We start from the raw sequence: 18589 nt of genomic DNA on the forward strand, positions 1-18589 counted from the left end.
CGGCGTTTTTTCGTTTCAGACCCCCAACCGTTGAGGTGCGTGATGAAATCAAGCTTCTGGAAATCCGGGCATACCCCGACCCTGTTTGCCGCGTTCCTGTATTTCGACCTGAGTTTCATGGTCTGGTACCTGTTGGGCCCGCTGGCGGTGCAAATTGCCGCCGACCTGCACCTGACCACCCAGCAGCGCGGCCTGGTGGTGGCCACGCCGATCCTGGCGGGCGCGGTCCTGCGTTTTCTGATGGGCATGTTGGCCGACAAGCTGTCACCCAAGACCGCTGGGCTGATAGGCCAAGTGATTGTGATCGTGGCGCTGTTCTGCGCCTGGAAGCTGGGGATCCACAGTTACGAGCAAGCCTTGCTGCTGGGCGTGTTTCTGGGCATGGCCGGTGCCTCCTTTGCCGTGGCTCTGCCCCTGGCATCGCAGTGGTATCCCGCAGAGCACCAGGGCAAGGCCATGGGCATCGCCGGTGCCGGTAATTCCGGCACCGTATTTGCCGCCTTGCTGGCACCGGTGCTGGCGGCTGCGTTCGGCTGGAGCAATGTGTTCGGCTTTGCGCTGATTCCGCTGGTCCTTACCCTGATCGTATTCGCCTGGCTCGCACGCAACGCACCACAACGTCCGAAAGCCAAGTCCATGGCCGACTACTTCAAGGCCCTGGGCGACCGCGACAGCTGGTGGTTCATGTTCTTCTACAGCGTGACCTTTGGTGGCTTCATCGGCCTGGCCAGCGCCCTGCCCGGCTACTTCAACGACCAGTACGGCCTGAGCCCGGTGACCGCCGGCTACTACACCGCGGCCTGCGTGTTCGGTGGCAGCCTGATGCGCCCGCTGGGCGGCGCCCTGGCCGACCGTTTTGGCGGGATCAAGACCCTGCTCGGCATGTACAGCGTGGCGGTGATCTGTATTGCCGCAGTGGGTTTCAACCTGCCCAGCTCCTACGCGGCGCTGGCGCTTTTCGTCTGCACCATGCTCGGCCTGGGTGCCGGAAATGGCGCGGTATTCCAATTGGTGCCGCAGCGTTTTCGCAGTGAGATCGGCGTAATGACCGGCTTGATCGGCATGGCCGGTGGCATCGGCGGCTTCGCCCTCGCCGCCGGCATGGGCGCGATCAAACAGAGCACCGGCAGTTACCAGTTGGCGCTGTGGTTGTTCGCCAGCCTCGGAGTGCTGGCCTGGTTTGGCCTGCATGGCGTCAAGCGCCGCTGGAGAACCACCTGGGGCTCGGCTGCGGTCACCGCTGCCCGCGTCTGATGAGCCTTCGACTGAGCGTCGCCCAGGCCAGCGCCATTGGCCCACGCAGTGAAAACCAGGATGCGCTGCGGGTGGTCACACCGATGGCGGAACTGGCGGCGAGCAAAGGCTACCTGTGCGCATTGGCCGATGGCGTCAGCCAATGCGCCGACGGTGGCCTGGCCGCGCGCTCGACCTTGCAGGCGCTGGCGCAGGACTACTACGCCACGCCGCAGACCTGGGGGGTGGCCCAGGCGCTCGAACGTCTGTTGGTCGCGCAAAATCGCTGGCTGCAAGCCAACGGTGGTGGGCAACCGTTGCTCACCACCCTCAGCGCCCTGGTGTTTCGCGGCCAACGCTTCACGCTGGCCCATGTCGGTGATTGCCGTGCATATCGCTGGTTCGACGGCGAGTTGCAACGCCTCAGCGAAGACCATGTGTGGGAACAGCCGGGTATGCAGCACGTACTCAAACGCGCCCTTGGCCTGGATCAGCACCTGGTGCTGGACTTCCTCGACGGCCAATTGCGCGAGGGCGAATGTTTCCTCTTGCTCAGCGACGGGGTGTGGGCGACGTTGGGCGATCACAGCATTGGCGCGATTCTGCGTGAGCAAGACGACCTCGACCTGGCCGTCAGCACCCTGGTCAGCGCCGCCCACCTGGCCGGCAGCCAAGACAACGCCAGCGCCTTGCTGGTGCGCATCGACCAACTCGGCGCCGCCACCCTCGGCGACGCCTTGGTGCAGTTGCAGCAATGGCCAACGCCGCCGCCGCTGAAGGTTGGGCAGATCTTTGAAGGCTGGGAGGTGCAAAGCGTGCTCGCGCAGAGTCGGCAATCGTTGCTGTATCGCGTGCACGATGCGCAGCGGCAACCCTGGCTGCTCAAGACCTTGCCCTTGCGCCACGATGACACCGACGCCGCCCAAGCCTTGTTGTCGGAGGAGTGGTTTCTGCGCCGCGTCGCTGGCCGTGCCTTTCCGGAGGTGCATACCGCCAGTGGTCGTCAGCATTTGTACTACGTGATGCGCGAATACCCCGGGCAGACCCTCGCCCAGCTGTTTCAACAACAAGGCCCGCTGCCGCTGGCGCAATGGCAGTCAATCGCCGAACGCTTGCTGCGAGCCGTGGGCCTGCTGCATCGCCGACAGATTCTGCACCGCGACATCAAGCCGGAAAACCTGCTGCTGGGCGATGACGGGGAACTGCGGGTGCTGGACTTTGGCCTGGCCTACTGCCCTGGCCTTTCTGAAGACCGTGCCCACTTACTACCCGGCACCCCGAGTTTTATCGCGCCCGAAGCTTTCGCAGGCGAGCATCCTACTGCGCAACAGGATTTGTATAGTGTCGGTGTGACCTTGTATTACCTGCTGACTGGGCATTACCCCTACGGCGAAATCGAAGCCTTCCAACGCCCGCGTTTCAACCAGCCTGTCAGCGCCAGCCGCTATCGCCCTGATCTGCCGGATTGGTTGCCCCACAGCCTGGAGCGCGCCGTGGCCGCCCTGCCCGCACAGCGCTATGAAACTGCCGAAGAATGGCTGCTGGTACTGGAACAGGCCGACCGCCGCGAACTGAGCGTACGGCCACGACCGCTGCTGGAGCGCGAGCCGCTGAAGGTCTGGCAAACCCTGGCAGTGGCCTCACTGTTGATCAATCTGGTGCTGCTGTACTGGCTGCTGCACCACTAACGAGCAAAATCCACCTCTCTCCTGTTTAAACGCCCAATAAAACTGGGGGTTTGCAACTTGGCACAGCTGCTGCATTAGGTCTTCCAACAACCCACATATAGCCGCCCCTTCAACGTCGAAGGGTCGAGCTTCCCGAGAGAACGGGACCAGGACAAAGGCGTCCTCGCTAGCTGACTAGCGGGGACGCCTTTTTTTGTTTGCGCATGATTTGTCGAGCCATTGCGGAGAACGATATGAAAAAACTCAAACTGGTGATGATCGGCAACGGCATGGCCGGGGTTCGCACCCTTGAAGAATTGCTCAAGCTGAGCAGCGAGCTGTACGACATCACCGTATTCGGCGCCGAGCCCCACACCAACTACAACCGCATCCTGCTGTCGCCGGTGCTGGCCGGTGAGCAAACCTTCGAAGAGATCGTGCTCAACGACCTCGACTGGTACCTGGATAACAACGTCAAGCTACTGCTCAACCGCAAGGTGGTGCAGATCGACCGGGTCAAGCGCAAAGTCATCGCCGAAGACGGCACCGAGGCCGAGTACGATCGCCTGCTGATCGCCACCGGTTCTACGCCGTTTATCCTGCCGATTCCCGGCAACACCTTGCAGGGCGTGATTGGCTACCGCGACATTGCCGATACCCAGGCGATGATCGACACCGCCAAGACCCACAAGCACGCGGTGGTGATCGGTGGTGGCCTGCTCGGCCTGGAAGCGGCCAACGGCCTGATGCTGCGCGGTATGCACGTGACGGTGGTGCATCTCGGTGAATGGCTGCTGGAACGCCAACTGGACAAGACCAGCGGCCAGTTGCTGCAAACCGAACTGGAAAGCCGTGGCCTGGTGTTTCGCCTGTGCGAGCAAACCCAGGCCTTGCATGATGCCGGTAATGGTCGCGTCGGCTCGGTGCAATTCAAAAATGGCGACATCATCCCCGCCGACCTGGTGGTGATGGCCGCCGGTATCCGCCCCAACACCGAACTGGCGGAGAAGTCCGGCATCCCCTGCAACCGTGGGATCCTGGTCAACGACACGATGCAAACCTACGACCCGCGCATCTACGCGATCGGCGAATGCGCCAGCCATCGCGGGATCGCCTATGGCCTGGTGGCGCCGCTGTTCGAACAGGCCAAGGTCTGCGCCAACCACTTGGCCCAACTGGGCTTTGCCACTTACAAAGGCTCGGTGACCTCGACCAAGCTGAAGGTGACCGGCATCGACCTCTTTTCTGCCGGCGACTTCATGGGCGGTGAAGGCACCGAGACCATCACCCTCTCCGACCCGATCGGCGGCGTATACAAGAAGCTGGTAATCAAGGACGACATCCTGGTCGGTGCGTGCCTGTACGGCGATACCGCGGATGGTGGTTGGTACTTCCGCCAGATCCGTGAGAACCATGCAATTGGCGAGATCCGCGATCACCTGATGTTCGGTGAGAACGCCTTGGGCGATGTGGGCCATCAAGGCCAGGACAAAGCCATGAGCATGGCCGACAGCGCCGAAGTCTGCGGCTGCAACGGCGTGTGCAAAGGCACCATCGTCAAGGCAATCCAGGAACAAGGGCTGTTCAGCGTCGATGAGGTGAAAAAACACACCAAGGCCGCCAGCTCCTGCGGTTCCTGTGCCGGGCTGGTTGAGCAGATCCTGATCAACACCGTGGGCGGCGCGGCTGACGTCAAACCCAAAAGCGAAAAGGCCATCTGTGGGTGCAGCGACCTTAATCACGGGCAGATCCGTCAGGCTATCCGCGAGCAGCACTTGCTGACTATCGACAGCACCATGCGCTACCTGAACTGGCGTACCCCCAATGGCTGCGCCACCTGCCGCCCCGCGCTCAACTATTACCTGATTTCAACCTGGCCGGGCGAGGCCAAGGACGACCCGCAATCACGACTGATCAACGAACGGGCCCACGCCAATATTCAGAAAGACGGCACCTACTCTGTAGTCCCACGGATGTGGGGCGGCGTGACCAATCCTTCGGAGCTGCGCCGCATCGCCGATGTGGCCGACAAGTACAACGTGCCGATGGTGAAAGTCACCGGCGGCCAGCGCATCGACTTGCTCGGCATCAAGAAGCAGGACTTGCCAGGGGTGTGGAAGGACCTGGATATGCCGTCCGGCCATGCCTACGGCAAATCCATCCGCACCGTGAAAACCTGCGTGGGCAGCGAGTTCTGCCGTTTCGGCACGCAGAATTCCACCCAATTGGGCATTGAGCTTGAGCATGACCTGTTCAATATGTGGTCACCGCACAAGGTCAAGCTGGCGGTGTCCGGTTGCCCACGCAACTGTTCGGAAGCGGGCATCAAGGACGTGGGAATTATCGGTGTCGACTCCGGTTGGGAGATGTATATCGGTGGCAACGGCGGCATCAAGACCGAAGTCGCGGAGTTTTTCGTCAAGCTCAAGACCGCCGATGAAGTGCGCGAATACAACGGCGCATTTCTGCAGCTGTACCGCGAAGAAGCGTTCTACCTGGAACGCACGGTGCACTACCTGCAACGAGTGGGCATGGAGCACATCAAGAAGGCCGTACTCGAAGACCCGGCCCGCCGCCAGGCGCTCAATGAGCGTTTGCAGTTCTCGCTGTCATTCGAACAGGACCCGTGGAAGGAACGCCTGGAACAGCCGCTGCTGAAAAAGGAGTTCGACGTTATCCCGGTCAAACAACTGGAGGTGTCGCTATGAACTGGCTGGATATCTGCGCCCTTGATGAAATCAATACCCTGGGCTCGCGCATCATCAGCGGGCCCAAAGGCGACATCGCGATTTTTCGTACCAGTGACGACGAAGTCTTCGCCCTTGACGACCGTTGCCCGCACAAGGGCGGCCCGCTCTCCCAAGGCTTAATCTATGGCAAGCGCGTCGCCTGCCCGCTGCACAACTGGCAGATTGACCTGGCGTCCGGCGAAGCCCAGGCGCCGGATATCGGCTGCGCCCACCATCATCAGGCCCGGGTAGAAAACGGCCGGGTGATGCTGGCCCTGCGGGACGCGGGTTGATGAACCGCCAGACCACCGCGTCCACCTGCTGTTATTGCGGCGTGGGCTGCGGCGTGCTGATCGAGCATGACGGCGAGCAGATCCTGGGGGTACAAGGCGATCCGAGCCATCCGGCCAACTTCGGCAAATTGTGCAGCAAAGGCGCCAGCCTGCACCTGACCGGCGACGTGAGCGCACGCGCCCTGTATCCGGAGTTGCGCCTGGGCAAAGGTTTGGCCCGTACCCGTACCGACTGGGACACCGCCCTGGATCACGCCGCCAACGTGTTCGCCGAGACCATCGCCGAGCACGGCCCGGACAGCGTGGCGTTCTATATCTCGGGGCAACTATTGACCGAGGATTACTACAGCTTCAACAAGCTGGCCCGGGCGTTGGTGGGCACCAACAATATCGACAGCAATTCACGGCTGTGCATGTCATCGGCGGTGGTCGGCTACAAACGCAGCCTGGGCGCCGATGCGCCGCCGTGCAGTTATGAAGACCTGGAAAACAGCGACTGCGTGATGATCGTCGGCAGCAATATGGCCTACGCCCACCCGGTATTGTTCCGACGCCTGGAGCAGGCCAAAGCGCAGCGCCCGCAGATGAAAGTACTGGTGATTGATCCTCGGCGTACAGACACCTGCGATTTGGCTGACCTGCACCTGGCAATCTTGCCGGGGACGGACGTGGCGTTGTTTCACGGGATTTTGCATTTGCTGCTGTGGGAAGACTGGATTGATCGTGCGTTCATCCAGGCCCACACCGATGGCCTGGCCGAGCTCAAGCGCCTGGTGCATGACTACACGCCGCAGATGGTCACACAGTTGTGCGGGATCAGCGTCGAACAACTGCGCCTATGTGCGCAGTGGGTCGGCACATCCAGCAGCTTTTTGTCGCTATGGTGCATGGGCCTCAACCAATCCACTGCCGGCAGCGCAAAAAACAGCGCGTTGATCAACCTGCACTTGGCCACGGGCACCATTGGCAGGCCGGGGTGCGGGCCGTTTTCCCTGACCGGTCAACCGAATGCCATGGGCGGTCGCGAAACCGGCAGCCTGTCCAACCTGCTGCCGGGCCACCGCGAGGCGTCCAACCCGGCACATCGCGCTGAAGTGGCCACCTATTGGGGTGTGGAGCAACTGCCTGCACCCGCCGGCCTTACCGCGATCGAACTGTTTGAACAGATGCAGGCAGGCAAGATCAAGGCCCTGTGGATCGCCTGCACCAACCCTGCACAATCCTTGCCCGACCAGAACGCCGTGCGTGCGGCCTTGGCGGCGTGCCCGTTCGTGGTGTTGCAGGAGGCTTTTCGCACCACCGAAACCGCCACTTATGCCGACCTGCTGTTGCCTGCCGCCAGTTGGGGCGAAAAAGACGGCACGGTCACCAATTCCGAGCGGCGTATTTCCCACGTACGCCGCGCCATCAGCCCACCGGGAGAGGCGCGGGCGGACTGGGCAATTACCGTAGATTTCGCACAGCGCCTGGAGCGTCGCCTACGGCCAGGGTTGCCCAGCCTGTTCGCCTTTGCACAGCCGGCGCAGCTGTTTGACGAGTTCAAGGGGCTCACTCAAGGGCGTGACCTCGACTTGTCCGGTATCAGCCATGGCCTGCTCGACCAACTCGGCCCGCAGCAATGGCCGTTTCCCACAGGCGCACAGACAGGCACAGCGCGCCTGTATAGCGATGGCATCTTCCCCACCGACAATGGCCGGGCGCGGTTTGTGGCCGACCCTTACCGCGCGGCCAAGGAACAACGGGACGCGCGCTTCCCCCTGACCTTGATCACCGGCCGTCTGCGTGACCAGTGGCACGGTATGAGCCGCACCGGCACGGCCGCACAGTTGTTCGGGCATGTCAGTGAAGCGCTGTTGAGCCTGCACCCGGACGAGCTTCGCCGCCACCGCCTCCAGGAAGGTGACCTGGTCAGCCTGAAAAGCCGTCGCGGCAGCGTGATCGTCGCTGTCAGCAGCGATGACAGCGTACGGCCCGGCCAGGCATTTCTGCCGATGCATTGGGGCGACCGCTTTCTCAAGGGCGGCGTCAATGTGATCACCCAACCGGCGTTTGACCCACTGTCCAAACAGCCTGAACTCAAGCACAGCGGGGTGCGTCTGGAAGCCGTGCAACTGCCGTGGCAGCTGTTCGCGTTGATCGAGGGCAATGTGCAGCAGCATTTCGAAGCGCTGCGCCCGCTGTGTGAGGAATTTGCCTACGTCAGCCTTAGCCTGGCCGGCCGTGAACGCCCTGCGTTGCTGGTACGGGCAGCCCATACCGAGGCGCCGGACCTGCATTTGTTGACTCGGATTGACCACTTGCTGGGCCTGAACGACGGTCCGGTCATGGCCTACGACGACCCGCGCCGCTCGATCGGCAAGCGCGTGAAAATCGAAAAAGGCCGTATCACCGCCCTGCGCCTGGCCGGCGAAACCCTGGCCCGCCACTGGTTGCAAAGCCTGTGGCTGGAAGGCCGCGCCGACGAGCAACTGCGACGCTGGCTGTTGGCACCTTTAAGCGCGCCACCCGGTGCCGCAACGGCCAGCAACAAGATTGTGTGTAACTGCAAGAACGTCAGCGAAAACGCCGTGTGTGCGGGCGTTGGTCGCGGCCTGGACCTGGATGGACTTAAACGAGAACTGGGCTGCGGCACCCAATGCGGCTCCTGCGTGCCAGAAATCAAACGTCTTTTGGCCAGCAAACCGCAGCCAATCGCCATCAGTGTGTAAGGGGTACAACATGAGCGCAAAAGTGTGGCTGGTAGGCGCGGGGCCCGGTGATCCGGAGTTACTGACCCTCAAGGCAGTCAGAGCCCTGCATGAAGCGGACGTGGTGCTGATTGATGACCTGGTCAACCCGGCCGTGCTCGAACACTGCGGCGATGCACGCGTGATTACCGTCGGTAAACGCGGTGGCTGCCGCTCCACCCCTCAGGATTTTATCCATCGCCTGATGCTGCGGTATGCCCGCCAGGGCAAATGCGTGGTGCGGCTCAAGGGCGGCGACCCGTGCATTTTTGGTCGCGGTGGCGAAGAGGCGCTGTGGCTGCGCGAACGTGGCATTGAGGTGGAGTTGGTCAACGGCATCACGTCGGGGTTGGCCGGAGCGACGAGCTGCGATATCCCCCTGACGTTACGCGGTGTGAGCCGTGGGGTGACGCTGGTCACTGCTCATACTCAGGACGATAGCCAGTTGAACTGGCGCGCACTGGCGGAAAGTGGAACCACACTGGTGGTGTACATGGGCGTGGCGAAGCTGGAGGAGATTCGTCAGCAGTTGCTCGAAGGTGGGATGACCCCGGACATGCCCGTGGCGATGATCGAAAATGCTTCGCTGCCCCAGCAGCGCGAATGCCGCAGCGATCTGGAGCGGATGCATGAGGATGCGCAAGCGTTCGCCCTGAAGAGCCCGGCTATCCTGGTGATTGGTAGCGTTGCTGGTGCTGCGCAGGCGGCTTGCCTGACGACGGCGACCAGTGCCTGAGGCAAATTCCAGGCGAAAAAAACCCGGCCTAAGCCGGGTTTTTTTGTAAAGCCAGGCTAATTACTTAGCGGTGGCTTCAACAGCTGCTTCTACGCGACGGTTAACAGCGCGGCCAGCTTCAGTTGCGTTGTCAGCAACTGGGCGGGACTCACCGTAACCAACGGAAGTGATGCGGCTAGGAGCTACGCCATCTTTAACCAGGACTTGCTTAACAGCGTCAGCACGACGCTGGGACAGCTTCTGGTTGTAAGCGTCTGGACCGACGGAGTCAGTGTGACCAGCAACTTCTACGTTGGTGTCTGGGTACTGAGCCATGAAGTCGGCCAGGTTTTTCACGTCGCCGTAGCTGTTAGGCTTAACAACCGACTTGTCGAAGTCGAACTTAACGTCCAGCTCAACACGAACAACCTGAGCAACCGGAGCTTCTGGCTCTGGAACTGGCTCTGGAGCTGGTGCTGGGGTAGGAGCTGGAGCAGCTGCGCCAGCGTTACCGCCGAAGTTCACGCCCAGGCCAACCAGTGCGGAGTAGTCCCACTTGCCGTTGTCCAGACCGTAGTCAGCTTCAACACCAGCACGAGCGTACAGGTTGTTGGTGAAGTAGTACTTCACGCCAGTACCGATGGTGGCGAAAGTGGTCTGGTCGCGACCGCTGTGGCCGTCAGCCTTGACGTTGGTACGGCTCTGGTGGCCGAAACCGCCTTCAACGTATGGACGCAGGCTATCAACGCCAGCCTGACCGAAGTGGTACTGAGCAACGAGGCTGCCAGTGTCACCTTTGATCTTCTGGTTGCCAGTGCCGTCGTTCGAACGGGTGTGATTGGTCTTGTCGTACGACAGATTCAACGACAGATCGTCGGTCAGGAAGTAACCAATGCGAGCGCCTGGGTTGAAGCCATCTTCGATGTGCTTAACGCTATCGTTGTACTGCTTCTTGTAGAACAGCTCGCCTTCAACTGCGCCTTGGCCTTGTGCCAGAACGCCGAAAGAAGTAGCGGCAATAAGAGAACCAATGGCCAAGCCCAAGGTGTTTTTCAGTTTCATCCGTTAAATCCCCATCTGGTGATTGTAAAGCAGTCCCACAAACCGGGGGACAACTCGGCGACAAGTCTAACAGAACTTGCCTACACGTAAGAGATATTTGCTACGCACTAAGTTTCAGTCTCGCCCGCAAATTTCTCACGTAATTTATCAAGAGCACGTTTGTACCGCATTTTTGTAGCACTCAAGCCCATATGCATGATGTCAGCGATTTCCTGGAATTCCAGCTCTGCGACAAAGCGAAGCACCAGAATTTCCCGGTCAATCGGGTTCACATGCACCAACCAGCGATCAAGTCCGCCCTTCTCCTCGGGTGCCGGCGCCTTTTCTTCAGACGCCTCCTCAAGGGGGTCCAGACTCAAAGCGTCCATCAAGCGACGCTTTCGCCGTTCCTTCCGATACTGCGTGATGCACTCGTTGTACGTGATGCTGTACAGCCAGGTCTTGAACTTCGATTTGCCCTCGAAGTTCTTCAGGCCATATAGCACCTTGAGCATCACTTCCTGACAGACATCGTCCGCGTCTCTATCGTTCCCCAAATACCTTGAACAAACGTTGAACAGAGTGCGTTGATACCTGCGCATCAATTCTTCGTACGCGCGTGTTACGTGAAACAGCTCCGTGTGCGAGCGCGCGACCAACTCCTCATCAGAGAGCTCACGGGGGTCATAGCGCGTGGACAGCGTTTGGGCTTTATTCAAAACAAGTCGTGCCGGCAGTCAGGTCAATGTCCGTTGCAACCCGGTCACCCGGGTTTGCGGCGGCGTACATTAGCAGGGTTTGCCGGATTAGCGGCTACTGACCTGCTGCTCCAGGAGAATCCGGTTGGACAGCGAAACCAGTTCTCCGTCATCGGTCAGCACTGTCGTCTTGACCGTGCCGATCTCCTCGATCTGCCCTTCAACCTCGCCCACACGCACTTGTTGCCCAACCTGATATAGCTCACGCACATAGATTCCCGCAAGAATCTGACCGGCAATTTCCCGGCTTCCCAAACCCATGGCCAGTGCAACGGCCAGACCAACGGTAATCAAAACAATCACAATAACGTGGTTCAGCAGGTCAGTCTTGACTTCCAACTGGCTGATCGCGACGGAAATACTGATGATGATCACCAGCCCCTGTGCGATTCGCCCCAAGCCTGCCGCGTAGTCCAACCCCACGCCTTCAGCGGCCCCGCGCACCAGCCCATTGGCCAATTGCGCAAGTAAAACACCTACCAGCAACACCAGCGCGCCGCCGAAAACTTTCGGCAAATACAGTGCCAGCATGTCGAGCGTAGCTGAAACTCGCTCAAGCCCAAGGGATTGCGCTGCAGAAACCAGAAAAATAAGTAGAACAAACCAGTAGACGATCTTGCCGATCAAGGTAGAAATCGGCACCTGCAGCCCGGCGCGACCCAGCAATTTGGTCAAACCGGTGCCGGCCATCAGGCGATCCAGCCCGAGTTTGGCGAGCAGCTTGGACAACAGGGTGTCGAGCAACTTGGCCACGACAAAGCCCAGCAACACCAGGACCAGGGCACCAAACAGGTTGGGAATGAAATTCGCAACCTTGGTCCACAATGCGGTCATCGCGGTGACCAGGCTCTGGGTCCAGAGATCAAGTTCCATATTCAATCAGCCTTATCAGCAGTGCGAGCAAGAGGTTTACGGCGGGAAACCGGTGACACATGGGCCGAACCGTTATTCAGGGCCATCATCAATGCCGGCAACCAACGCCCGAGCAGCCCGAACAGATCACCCGCACCGACCTGACGGTTGGCGGTTTTCAATACGCGACCCAGGCAAGCATCGTCATCACGGTTGGATGGCGAAGCATTGAGCATGTCACGCAAAGACTGTTCGAACGGATCGTGCATAGAGACCTCTCGCAAGTGAATTAAAAGACGAGGGTAAAATTCATCGGGTCACATCGACCCTTTCCTACGTTCAGGTCATATTCAGCTCAAACCCATCGTAATCGTCGAAATAGCCACCATTGTCCCAGGGCCACCGAGACCATCAACAGGCACGCAATCATGAATCCGTAGGGGCTCTCGGAGAACGGAATGCCACCCACATTTATACCGAGCAAACCGGTGAGAAAACTCATCGGCAAGAAGATCCCGGTGATGATCCCGAAGCGATACATGGTGCGGTTCATGCGCAGGCTCAAGCGCCGGTCTTCGGCCTCAAGCACAAGCCCCACGCGCTCTCTGGCCAGTTCCAGCTCTTCCAGGTAACGGGTCAGACTGTTGTGCAACTCGTTCCAATAGTCAGCATCGTCATCGCAGAACCATGCCAATTTTATTCGCGTCAGCTGGGCAAAAATATCCCGCTGTGGTGCCAAAAACCGCTTGAGCCCGGCCGCGCGCCGACGGATCTGCAAAACGCTGCCGTGCTCTGGGGTATACCGTTCGTCGGCATCGAGTTTTTCTTCCTCGGAATCGACGATTTCTGACAACCCTGTAACCAGATCCTGCACTTTGTTGGTCAGGTACTGAGCCATATAAAGGATGAGTTCAGACGCCGTTTTTGGGCCTTTGCCGTCCGCCAGTTGCACCAATAGCTCATCGGTGGCGCGCAACGGGCGCAAACGCAGGGAGATCACACGATTGGCGGCGGCGAAGATACGCACCGAAACCATGTCCTCCGGCTCTGCCCCGGGGTTGAGATTGATCCCGCGCAGAAACAACAGCAATTCGGCGTCGGGCAACGGCAACAACCGTGGGCGGGTGTTCTCCTCCAGCAGCAGGTCGCAGGCAAATTCGCTCAGGCCGCTGGATTTGCGCAGCCAGGTCTGGGTCTGGGGATGGCTGCGATCCCAATGCAGCCACAGGCTTTCCTGGGGTTGCAACTGCAGATCGTCGAGCTCAGTCCGGGCAATCGAACGCGCACCGCCTTTACCATCCAGCACCAGGGCATGTACCAGCCCCCATTGCGCGTTCTCTTCCTCGAACATCCAGACTCCTTGGGTTTATTCAGGCATTTTCAGCGGGCTGGGCGACACGATCACGCCGTTATTGTCGGCGTAGATGTACTCACCCGGACGGAACGTCACACCCGCGAACGTCACAACAACGTTCAGGTCACCGAGGCCACGCTTGTCGGTTTTCATCGGGTGGGAGGCCAGTGCCTGCACACCCAGGTCGGTCTGGGCGAGAACATCCACATCCCGGACGCAACCATAGATCACCAGCCCTTCCCAGCCATTTTTCGCAGCTTTATCGGCAATCAGATCGCCCAGCAACGCGCGGCGCAGTGAGCCTCCGCCGTCAACGACCATCACTTTGCCAGCGCCCGGCTGGTCAGCCTGTTCCTTTACCAGGGAATTATCTTCGAAGCATTTGATGGTGACGATCTCACCCCCAAAAGAATCTCGGCCACCGAAGTTGCTGAACATCGGCTCCACTACCTGCACCAGTTCCGGGTAGGCGTCACACAGGTCGGGGGTCACGTAATGGTTCATCGAGAAGCTCCTGTCGTCAAAGAAGAGATCGAACATCCACGGTGTACATCAGAAAAACGCGCCGCGACAGGCATTCTTTAAGTGCCTGCCAGTGGTGAGCCGCCATGATCGGACCCGCATCAGCGCAACGCAATACACGTTGCGCGACTGAATATGACCAGAAGCGCCCAGCGCGTCATATCTTAGCCGCAACCACTCAAGAGTGAAACGCCCTTGGTAGAGCGTTTGCTCAAACTGCTGCGGCCACTTGGGGTCGAGTCCCGAATAATGGTGTCAGTGGGTCGTTCAACCACCGTTCCACCAATGGCCATACTTCGGCCTGCGCGGCTTTGCTGACCAGCATCTGCACATGCCCGAAGTCCTCGCTGAAACCCTGCTCGCGCCCCAGACACAGATACTGGCGATGCTCGCTGCCGACCTGCTCGAAGAGCTTGCGACACGCCCAGTCCGGGTCTTGCCGATCGCCCGCCGCGCTGACCGCGAGCAACGGCACATCGATCTGCGCCAAGCCCTTCCACCAGTCACATTCGACATCGCCGAAGCGGCCGAACAGGCCATTCCAGCGCATCGCTTCGATCATCACTCCCGCCGGCTCATCCTCGGGGCCGCGCTTGAAGCGTGGGCCAGACACATGGGCAAGGCGCTTGAGGATCAACCGAGTACCCCACTCCACGGGTGGAATTTTCAACGGCCAATGGGTGCGGCTGACCTGGCAGCCGAACAATGCCACCGAAGCCACCTCAGGCGCCCCCAAATGTTGCCCGCCCAGGGCCGCAGCCAAGGTCGTGGCACCGAGGGAGTGCCCGATCCAGTGCGGGACCTGCCCGCTTTGCTCACGCACAAAGGCCCCCATGGCCGGCAAATCGTAGCGGGCGTAATCGGCGACACGGTTTCTGGCGTACTCATGGTTGCGCTTGGACAGCCCATGGCCGCGCATTTCCGGGATCCACACATCAAAACCCCGGCGCGCCAGGTACGCGCCCAGGCCGATCCCCTTGGGCGAGTACCAGAAGCGCCGATTGGAAAAGCTGCCATGCAATAAAATAATCGGCGTGCCCCGGTTTTCCGGGACATCGGCCAGGCCCAAACGGGTAACCGCCAGCTCGACGGTGCCATCAGGGCTATTGCCGGGCTTGAGCCGGTAGACGTCTTCACTCAGGTCGCCACGACGTTCAGCGCTGATCAAGGCGACGGGAAACAGGTTGCTGCTGCTTTGCATAATGCTCTTGCACAAAAAAGGGCGGCGTCCGCAAGGAGTTCCCGCCCATTACAGATAAGAATGCCGGTCACCCTCACGAGTGACCGGCACTTTTGACGTTGCGACTTTAAGCGGACGCTTGGCCTTCCGCCAGGAAGAACCAGGTTTCCAGCACAGAGTCCGGGTTCAGCGAGACGCTTTCAATGCCCTGCTCCATCAGCCATTTGGCCAGGTCAGGGTGGTCGGAAGGGCCTTGGCCACAGATACCAATGTACTTGCCGGCCTTGTTACACGCCTGGATGGCATTGGCCAGCAGCTTTTTGACCGCTGGGTTACGCTCGTCGAACAGGTGAGCGATGATCCCGGAGTCGCGGTCCAGGCCCAGGGTCAGCTGGGTCAGGTCGTTGGAGCCGATGGAGAAACCGTCGAAGAACTCCAGGAACTCTTCGGCGAGGATGGCGTTGGACGGCAATTCGCACATCATGATCACGCGCAAGCCGTTCTCGCCACGGGTCAAGCCGTTTTCGGCCAGCAGGTCGACCACTTGGCTCGCTTCGCCCAGGGTGCGCACGAACGGCACCATGATCTCGACGTTGGTCAGGCCCATCTCGTTGCGCACGCGCTTGAGGGCACGGCACTCAAGCTCGAAGCAGTCACGGAACGCTTCGCTGATGTAACGCGAGGCGCCACGGAAGCCCAGCATCGGGTTTTCTTCTTCCGGCTCGTAGAGCTTGCCGCCGATCAGGTTGGCGTACTCGTTGGACTTGAAGTCCGACAGGCGCACGATGACCTTTTTCGGGTAGAACGCCGCGGCCAGCGTACTGATGCCTTCCACCAGCTTCTCGACATAGAAGCCCACCGGGTCGTTGTAGCCGGCGATGCGCTTGTCGACGCTTTCCTTGATATCCAGCGGCAGGCCGTCATAGTTCAACAATGCCTTGGGGTGCACGCCGATCATGCGATTGATGATGAATTCCAGGCGGGCCAGGCCCACACCGGCGTTCGGCAACTGCGCGAAATCGAAGGCGCGGTCCGGGTTGCCGACGTTCATCATGATCTTGAACGGCAGGTCGGGCATGGCGTCGATGGAGTTTTGCTTGATGTCGAAGCCCAGTTCACCTTCGAAGATGAAACCGGTATCGCCTTCGGCGCAGGACACGGTGACACCCTGGCCCTCCTTGAGCAGTTGGGTGGCGTTGCCGCAACCGACTACCGCCGGGATCCCCAGTTCACGGGCGATGATCGCCGCGTGGCAAGTACGCCCGCCTCGGTTGGTGACAATGGCGCTGGCGCGCTTCATCACCGGCTCCCAGTCCGGGTCGGTCATGTCGGAAACCAGCACGTCGCCGGGCTGGACCTTGTCCATCTCGGACACGTCCTTGATGATCCGCACCTTGCCAGCACCGATGCGCTGGCCAATGGCACGGCCTTCCACCAGTACGGTGCCGGTTTCCTTGAGCAGGTAACGCTCCATGACATTGGCCGAAGTGCGGCTCTTCACGGTTTCCGGACGCGCTTGCACGATATATAGCTTGCCGTCGTCACCGTCCTTGGCCCACTCGATGTCCATCGGGCACTTGTAGTGCTTCTCGATGATCATCGCCTGTTTGGCCAGTTCGCTGACTTCAGCATCGGTCAGGCAGAAACGCGCGCGCTCGGCCTTGTCGACGTCAACGGTTTTCACCGAGCGACCGGCCTTGGCTTCGTCGCCGTAGATCATCTTGATCGCCTTGCTGCCCAGGTTGCGGCGCAGGATGGCCGGGCGTCCGGCCTCTAGGGTGTGCTTGTGCACGTAGAATTCGTCAGGGTTGACCGCGCCTTGTACGACGGTTTCGCCCAGGCCGTAGGCACCGGTAATGAATACCACATCACGGAAGCCCGACTCAGTGTCCAGGGTGAACATCACGCCAGCAGTGCCGGTTTCCGAACGCACCATGCGCTGCACACCAGCAGACAAGGCCACCAGTTTGTGGTCGAAACCCTGGTGTACACGGTAGGAAATAGCGCGGTCGTTGAACAGCGAGGCGAATACTTCCTTGGCCGCGCGAATGACGTTTTCCACGCCACGGATATTCAGGAAGGTTTCCTGCTGGCCGGCAAAGGAAGCGTCCGGCAAGTCTTCGGCGGTGGCCGAGGAGCGTACGGCGACGGCCATGTCCGGGTTGCCGGCGGACAGGGTGGCGAAGGCGGTGCGAATTTCTTCGTTGAGCTTCTCGGGGAACTCGGCTTCCATGATCCACTGACGGATCTGGGCGCCGGTCTTGGCCAGGGCGTTGACGTCGTCGACGTCCAAGGCATCCAGCGCGGCGTGGATCTGGGCGTTGAGGCCGCTCAGCTCGAGGAAGTCGCGGTAAGCCTGGGCCGTGGTGGCGAAACCACCGGGCACCGAGACACCAGCGCCTGCAAGATTACTGATCATCTCGCCGAGGGATGCGTTCTTGCCCCCCACATGCTCTACATCATGGACGCCGAGCTTATCGAGGGAAACTACGTACTCTACCAAGGTGATCTCTCCACTTTCTGTGTTGGAAAAGCTCAGGACGCGGGTTGCTCAGTAGGAGCTAACGCCAGCGCTTGTGGCCTGGACCTGGAAAATAAGTGAGAATGCGGCCCACTGCGGGACGGCAAAATCGCGCCTATCATATCCAAGATTCGCCATCAGCTTAAGGCCCAGGGCTCAAATGAAACGATCTGCTTTCTTTATTTCCGACGGCACCGGCATCACAGCCGAAACACTGGGCCAGAGCCTGCTTGCGCAGTTCGAAAACATTACCTTCGCCAAATTCACCCGGCCTTATATAGACAGCGTGGATAAAGCGCGGGCCATGGTACAACAAATCAATCTGGCGGCTGAAAAAGACGGTTTTCGCCCGATCATTTTCGACACCATCGTCAATCAAGACATTCGTGAGATTCTCGCAACGTCGAATGGTTTCATGATCGACATTTTCTCGACCTTCCTGGCGCCATTGGAACAGGAGTTGAGTGAGCATTCTTCATACTCTGTCGGAAAGTCCCATTCCATCGGGCATAACTCCAACTATATGGAACGCATCGAGGCGGTGAACTTTGCCCTCGACAACGATGATGGCGCCCGCACCCACTACTATGACAAGGCCGACCTGATCCTGGTGGGCGTGTCGCGTTGCGGCAAGACCCCGACCTGTCTGTACATGGCCATGCAATTCGGTATCCGTGCGGCCAACTACCCGCTGACCGAAGACGATATGGAGCACCTGACGCTGCCCGCCGCCCTGCGCGCCCACTCGCACAAACTGTTCGGCCTGACCATCGACCCGGACCGCCTGACCGCCATCCGTAACGAACGCAAGCCCAACAGCCGCTACTCCAGCTATGCGCAGTGCGAGTTCGAAGTGCGTGAAGTGGAAAATCTGTTCCGTCGCGAGAATATTGCACACATCAATTCCACGCATTTTTCGGTGGAAGAGATTTCGGCAAAGATTTTGGTTGAGAAGGGTGTGGAGCGGCGCTTCAAGTGATCTCTGCCGCCTGATCTGA

Annotated in this window: 15 protein-coding genes; 7 read left to right on the forward strand and 8 right to left on the reverse strand. The window is 59.9% G+C overall.

Annotated features, from left to right (window positions below; all coding sequences use genetic code 11):
- The first annotated feature begins 42 nt into the window (after positions 1–42).
- The 6 genes from FW800_RS06935 to cobA all read left to right on the forward strand — a co-directional run bounded on the left by FW800_RS06935 (position 43) and on the right by cobA (position 9384).
- Positions 43–1254: a nitrate/nitrite transporter gene (locus tag FW800_RS06935; protein ID WP_078822055.1), complete on the forward strand. Its 1212-nt coding sequence runs from the start codon at positions 43–45 to the stop codon at positions 1252–1254.
- Entirely contained in the window at positions 1254–2921 is a 1668-nt protein-coding gene (locus FW800_RS06940; protein WP_446437273.1) for a protein kinase domain-containing protein, read from the forward strand. The genes FW800_RS06935 and FW800_RS06940 overlap by 1 nt, the downstream gene beginning before the upstream one ends.
- A gap of 233 nt (positions 2922–3154) precedes the next feature.
- Positions 3155–5608, forward strand: a complete 2454-nt coding sequence (nirB, locus tag FW800_RS06945; protein ID WP_032879922.1) for a nitrite reductase large subunit NirB — start codon at positions 3155–3157, stop codon at positions 5606–5608.
- Positions 5605–5922, forward strand: coding sequence for a nitrite reductase small subunit NirD (gene nirD / locus FW800_RS06950; protein WP_005790365.1), 318 nt, complete (start codon positions 5605–5607; stop codon positions 5920–5922). The genes nirB and nirD overlap by 4 nt, the downstream gene beginning before the upstream one ends.
- Positions 5922–8630 carry a nitrate reductase gene (locus FW800_RS06955; RefSeq protein ID WP_446437274.1) on the forward strand — a complete coding sequence of 903 codons (2709 nt, stop codon included), beginning with the start codon at positions 5922–5924 and terminating at the stop codon, positions 8628–8630. The genes nirD and FW800_RS06955 overlap by 1 nt, the downstream gene beginning before the upstream one ends.
- A 10-nt stretch (positions 8631–8640) precedes the next feature.
- The gene (gene cobA, locus FW800_RS06960) at positions 8641–9384 is read left to right on the forward strand and encodes a uroporphyrinogen-III C-methyltransferase (RefSeq protein WP_446437275.1); all 744 of its coding nucleotides are present in this window, start codon (positions 8641–8643) and stop codon (positions 9382–9384) included.
- Positions 9385–9444: 60 nt separating this feature from the next.
- Here the strand turns inward: cobA and FW800_RS06965 are convergent, their stop codons facing one another.
- The 8 genes from FW800_RS06965 to ppsA all read right to left on the reverse strand — a co-directional run bounded on the left by FW800_RS06965 (position 9445) and on the right by ppsA (position 17573).
- Positions 9445–10425 (reverse strand): OmpA family protein, encoded by a 981-nt coding sequence (locus FW800_RS06965; protein WP_005790371.1) that lies wholly within the window; start codon positions 10423–10425, stop codon positions 9445–9447.
- 107 nt (positions 10426–10532) lie between these two features.
- Complete coding sequence (gene sigX, locus FW800_RS06970; RefSeq protein WP_003193286.1) at positions 10533–11123, reverse strand: RNA polymerase sigma factor SigX; 591 nt, start codon at positions 11121–11123, stop codon at positions 10533–10535.
- Between the two features lie 87 nt (positions 11124–11210).
- Entirely contained in the window at positions 11211–12035 is an 825-nt protein-coding gene (locus tag FW800_RS06975) for a mechanosensitive ion channel family protein (RefSeq protein ID WP_003193288.1), read from the reverse strand.
- 2 nt (positions 12036–12037) lie between these two features.
- Complete coding sequence (locus FW800_RS06980; protein WP_005790375.1) at positions 12038–12283, reverse strand: hypothetical protein; 246 nt, start codon at positions 12281–12283, stop codon at positions 12038–12040.
- Between the two features lie 86 nt (positions 12284–12369).
- Positions 12370–13365, reverse strand: a complete 996-nt coding sequence (locus tag FW800_RS06985; RefSeq protein WP_005790378.1) for a zinc transporter ZntB — start codon at positions 13363–13365, stop codon at positions 12370–12372.
- 15 nt (positions 13366–13380) lie between these two features.
- Positions 13381–13872, reverse strand: a complete 492-nt coding sequence (gene rraA, locus FW800_RS06990; protein WP_005790380.1) for a ribonuclease E activity regulator RraA — start codon at positions 13870–13872, stop codon at positions 13381–13383.
- Positions 13873–14101: 229 nt separating this feature from the next.
- The gene (locus FW800_RS06995) at positions 14102–15091 is read right to left on the reverse strand and encodes an alpha/beta fold hydrolase (protein WP_446437276.1); all 990 of its coding nucleotides are present in this window, start codon (positions 15089–15091) and stop codon (positions 14102–14104) included.
- 106 nt (positions 15092–15197) lie between these two features.
- Positions 15198–17573 carry a phosphoenolpyruvate synthase gene (ppsA, locus tag FW800_RS07000; protein WP_005790384.1) on the reverse strand — a complete coding sequence of 792 codons (2376 nt, stop codon included), beginning with the start codon at positions 17571–17573 and terminating at the stop codon, positions 15198–15200.
- Between the two features lie 178 nt (positions 17574–17751).
- On the opposite strand from ppsA, the gene ppsR reads away from it, so the two are divergent.
- Positions 17752–18570, forward strand: coding sequence for a posphoenolpyruvate synthetase regulatory kinase/phosphorylase PpsR (gene ppsR / locus FW800_RS07005; protein ID WP_003193298.1), 819 nt, complete (start codon positions 17752–17754; stop codon positions 18568–18570).
- The last annotated feature ends 19 nt before the right edge of the window (positions 18571–18589 follow it).

Source organism: Pseudomonas sp. 910_23 (assembly GCF_052850795.1).

Coding starts and splice junctions, on each gene's coding strand:
- FW800_RS06935 (WP_078822055.1), top strand. CDS start 43: ATGAAATCAAGCTTCTGGAAATCCGGGCATACCCCGACCCTGTTTGCC.
- FW800_RS06940 (WP_446437273.1), top strand. CDS start 1,254: ATGAGCCTTCGACTGAGCGTCGCCCAGGCCAGCGCCATTGGCCCACGC.
- nirB (WP_032879922.1), top strand. CDS start 3,155: ATGAAAAAACTCAAACTGGTGATGATCGGCAACGGCATGGCCGGGGTT.
- nirD (WP_005790365.1), top strand. CDS start 5,605: ATGAACTGGCTGGATATCTGCGCCCTTGATGAAATCAATACCCTGGGC.
- FW800_RS06955 (WP_446437274.1), top strand. CDS start 5,922: ATGAACCGCCAGACCACCGCGTCCACCTGCTGTTATTGCGGCGTGGGC.
- cobA (WP_446437275.1), top strand. CDS start 8,641: ATGAGCGCAAAAGTGTGGCTGGTAGGCGCGGGGCCCGGTGATCCGGAG.
- FW800_RS06965 (WP_005790371.1), bottom strand. CDS start 10,425: ATGAAACTGAAAAACACCTTGGGCTTGGCCATTGGTTCTCTTATTGCC.
- FW800_RS06975 (WP_003193288.1), bottom strand. CDS start 12,035: ATGGAACTTGATCTCTGGACCCAGAGCCTGGTCACCGCGATGACCGCA.
- FW800_RS06980 (WP_005790375.1), bottom strand. CDS start 12,283: ATGCACGATCCGTTCGAACAGTCTTTGCGTGACATGCTCAATGCTTCG.
- FW800_RS06985 (WP_005790378.1), bottom strand. CDS start 13,365: ATGTTCGAGGAAGAGAACGCGCAATGGGGGCTGGTACATGCCCTGGTG.
- rraA (WP_005790380.1), bottom strand. CDS start 13,872: ATGAACCATTACGTGACCCCCGACCTGTGTGACGCCTACCCGGAACTG.
- FW800_RS06995 (WP_446437276.1), bottom strand. CDS start 15,091: ATGCAAAGCAGCAGCAACCTGTTTCCCGTCGCCTTGATCAGCGCTGAA.
- ppsR (WP_003193298.1), top strand. CDS start 17,752: ATGAAACGATCTGCTTTCTTTATTTCCGACGGCACCGGCATCACAGCC.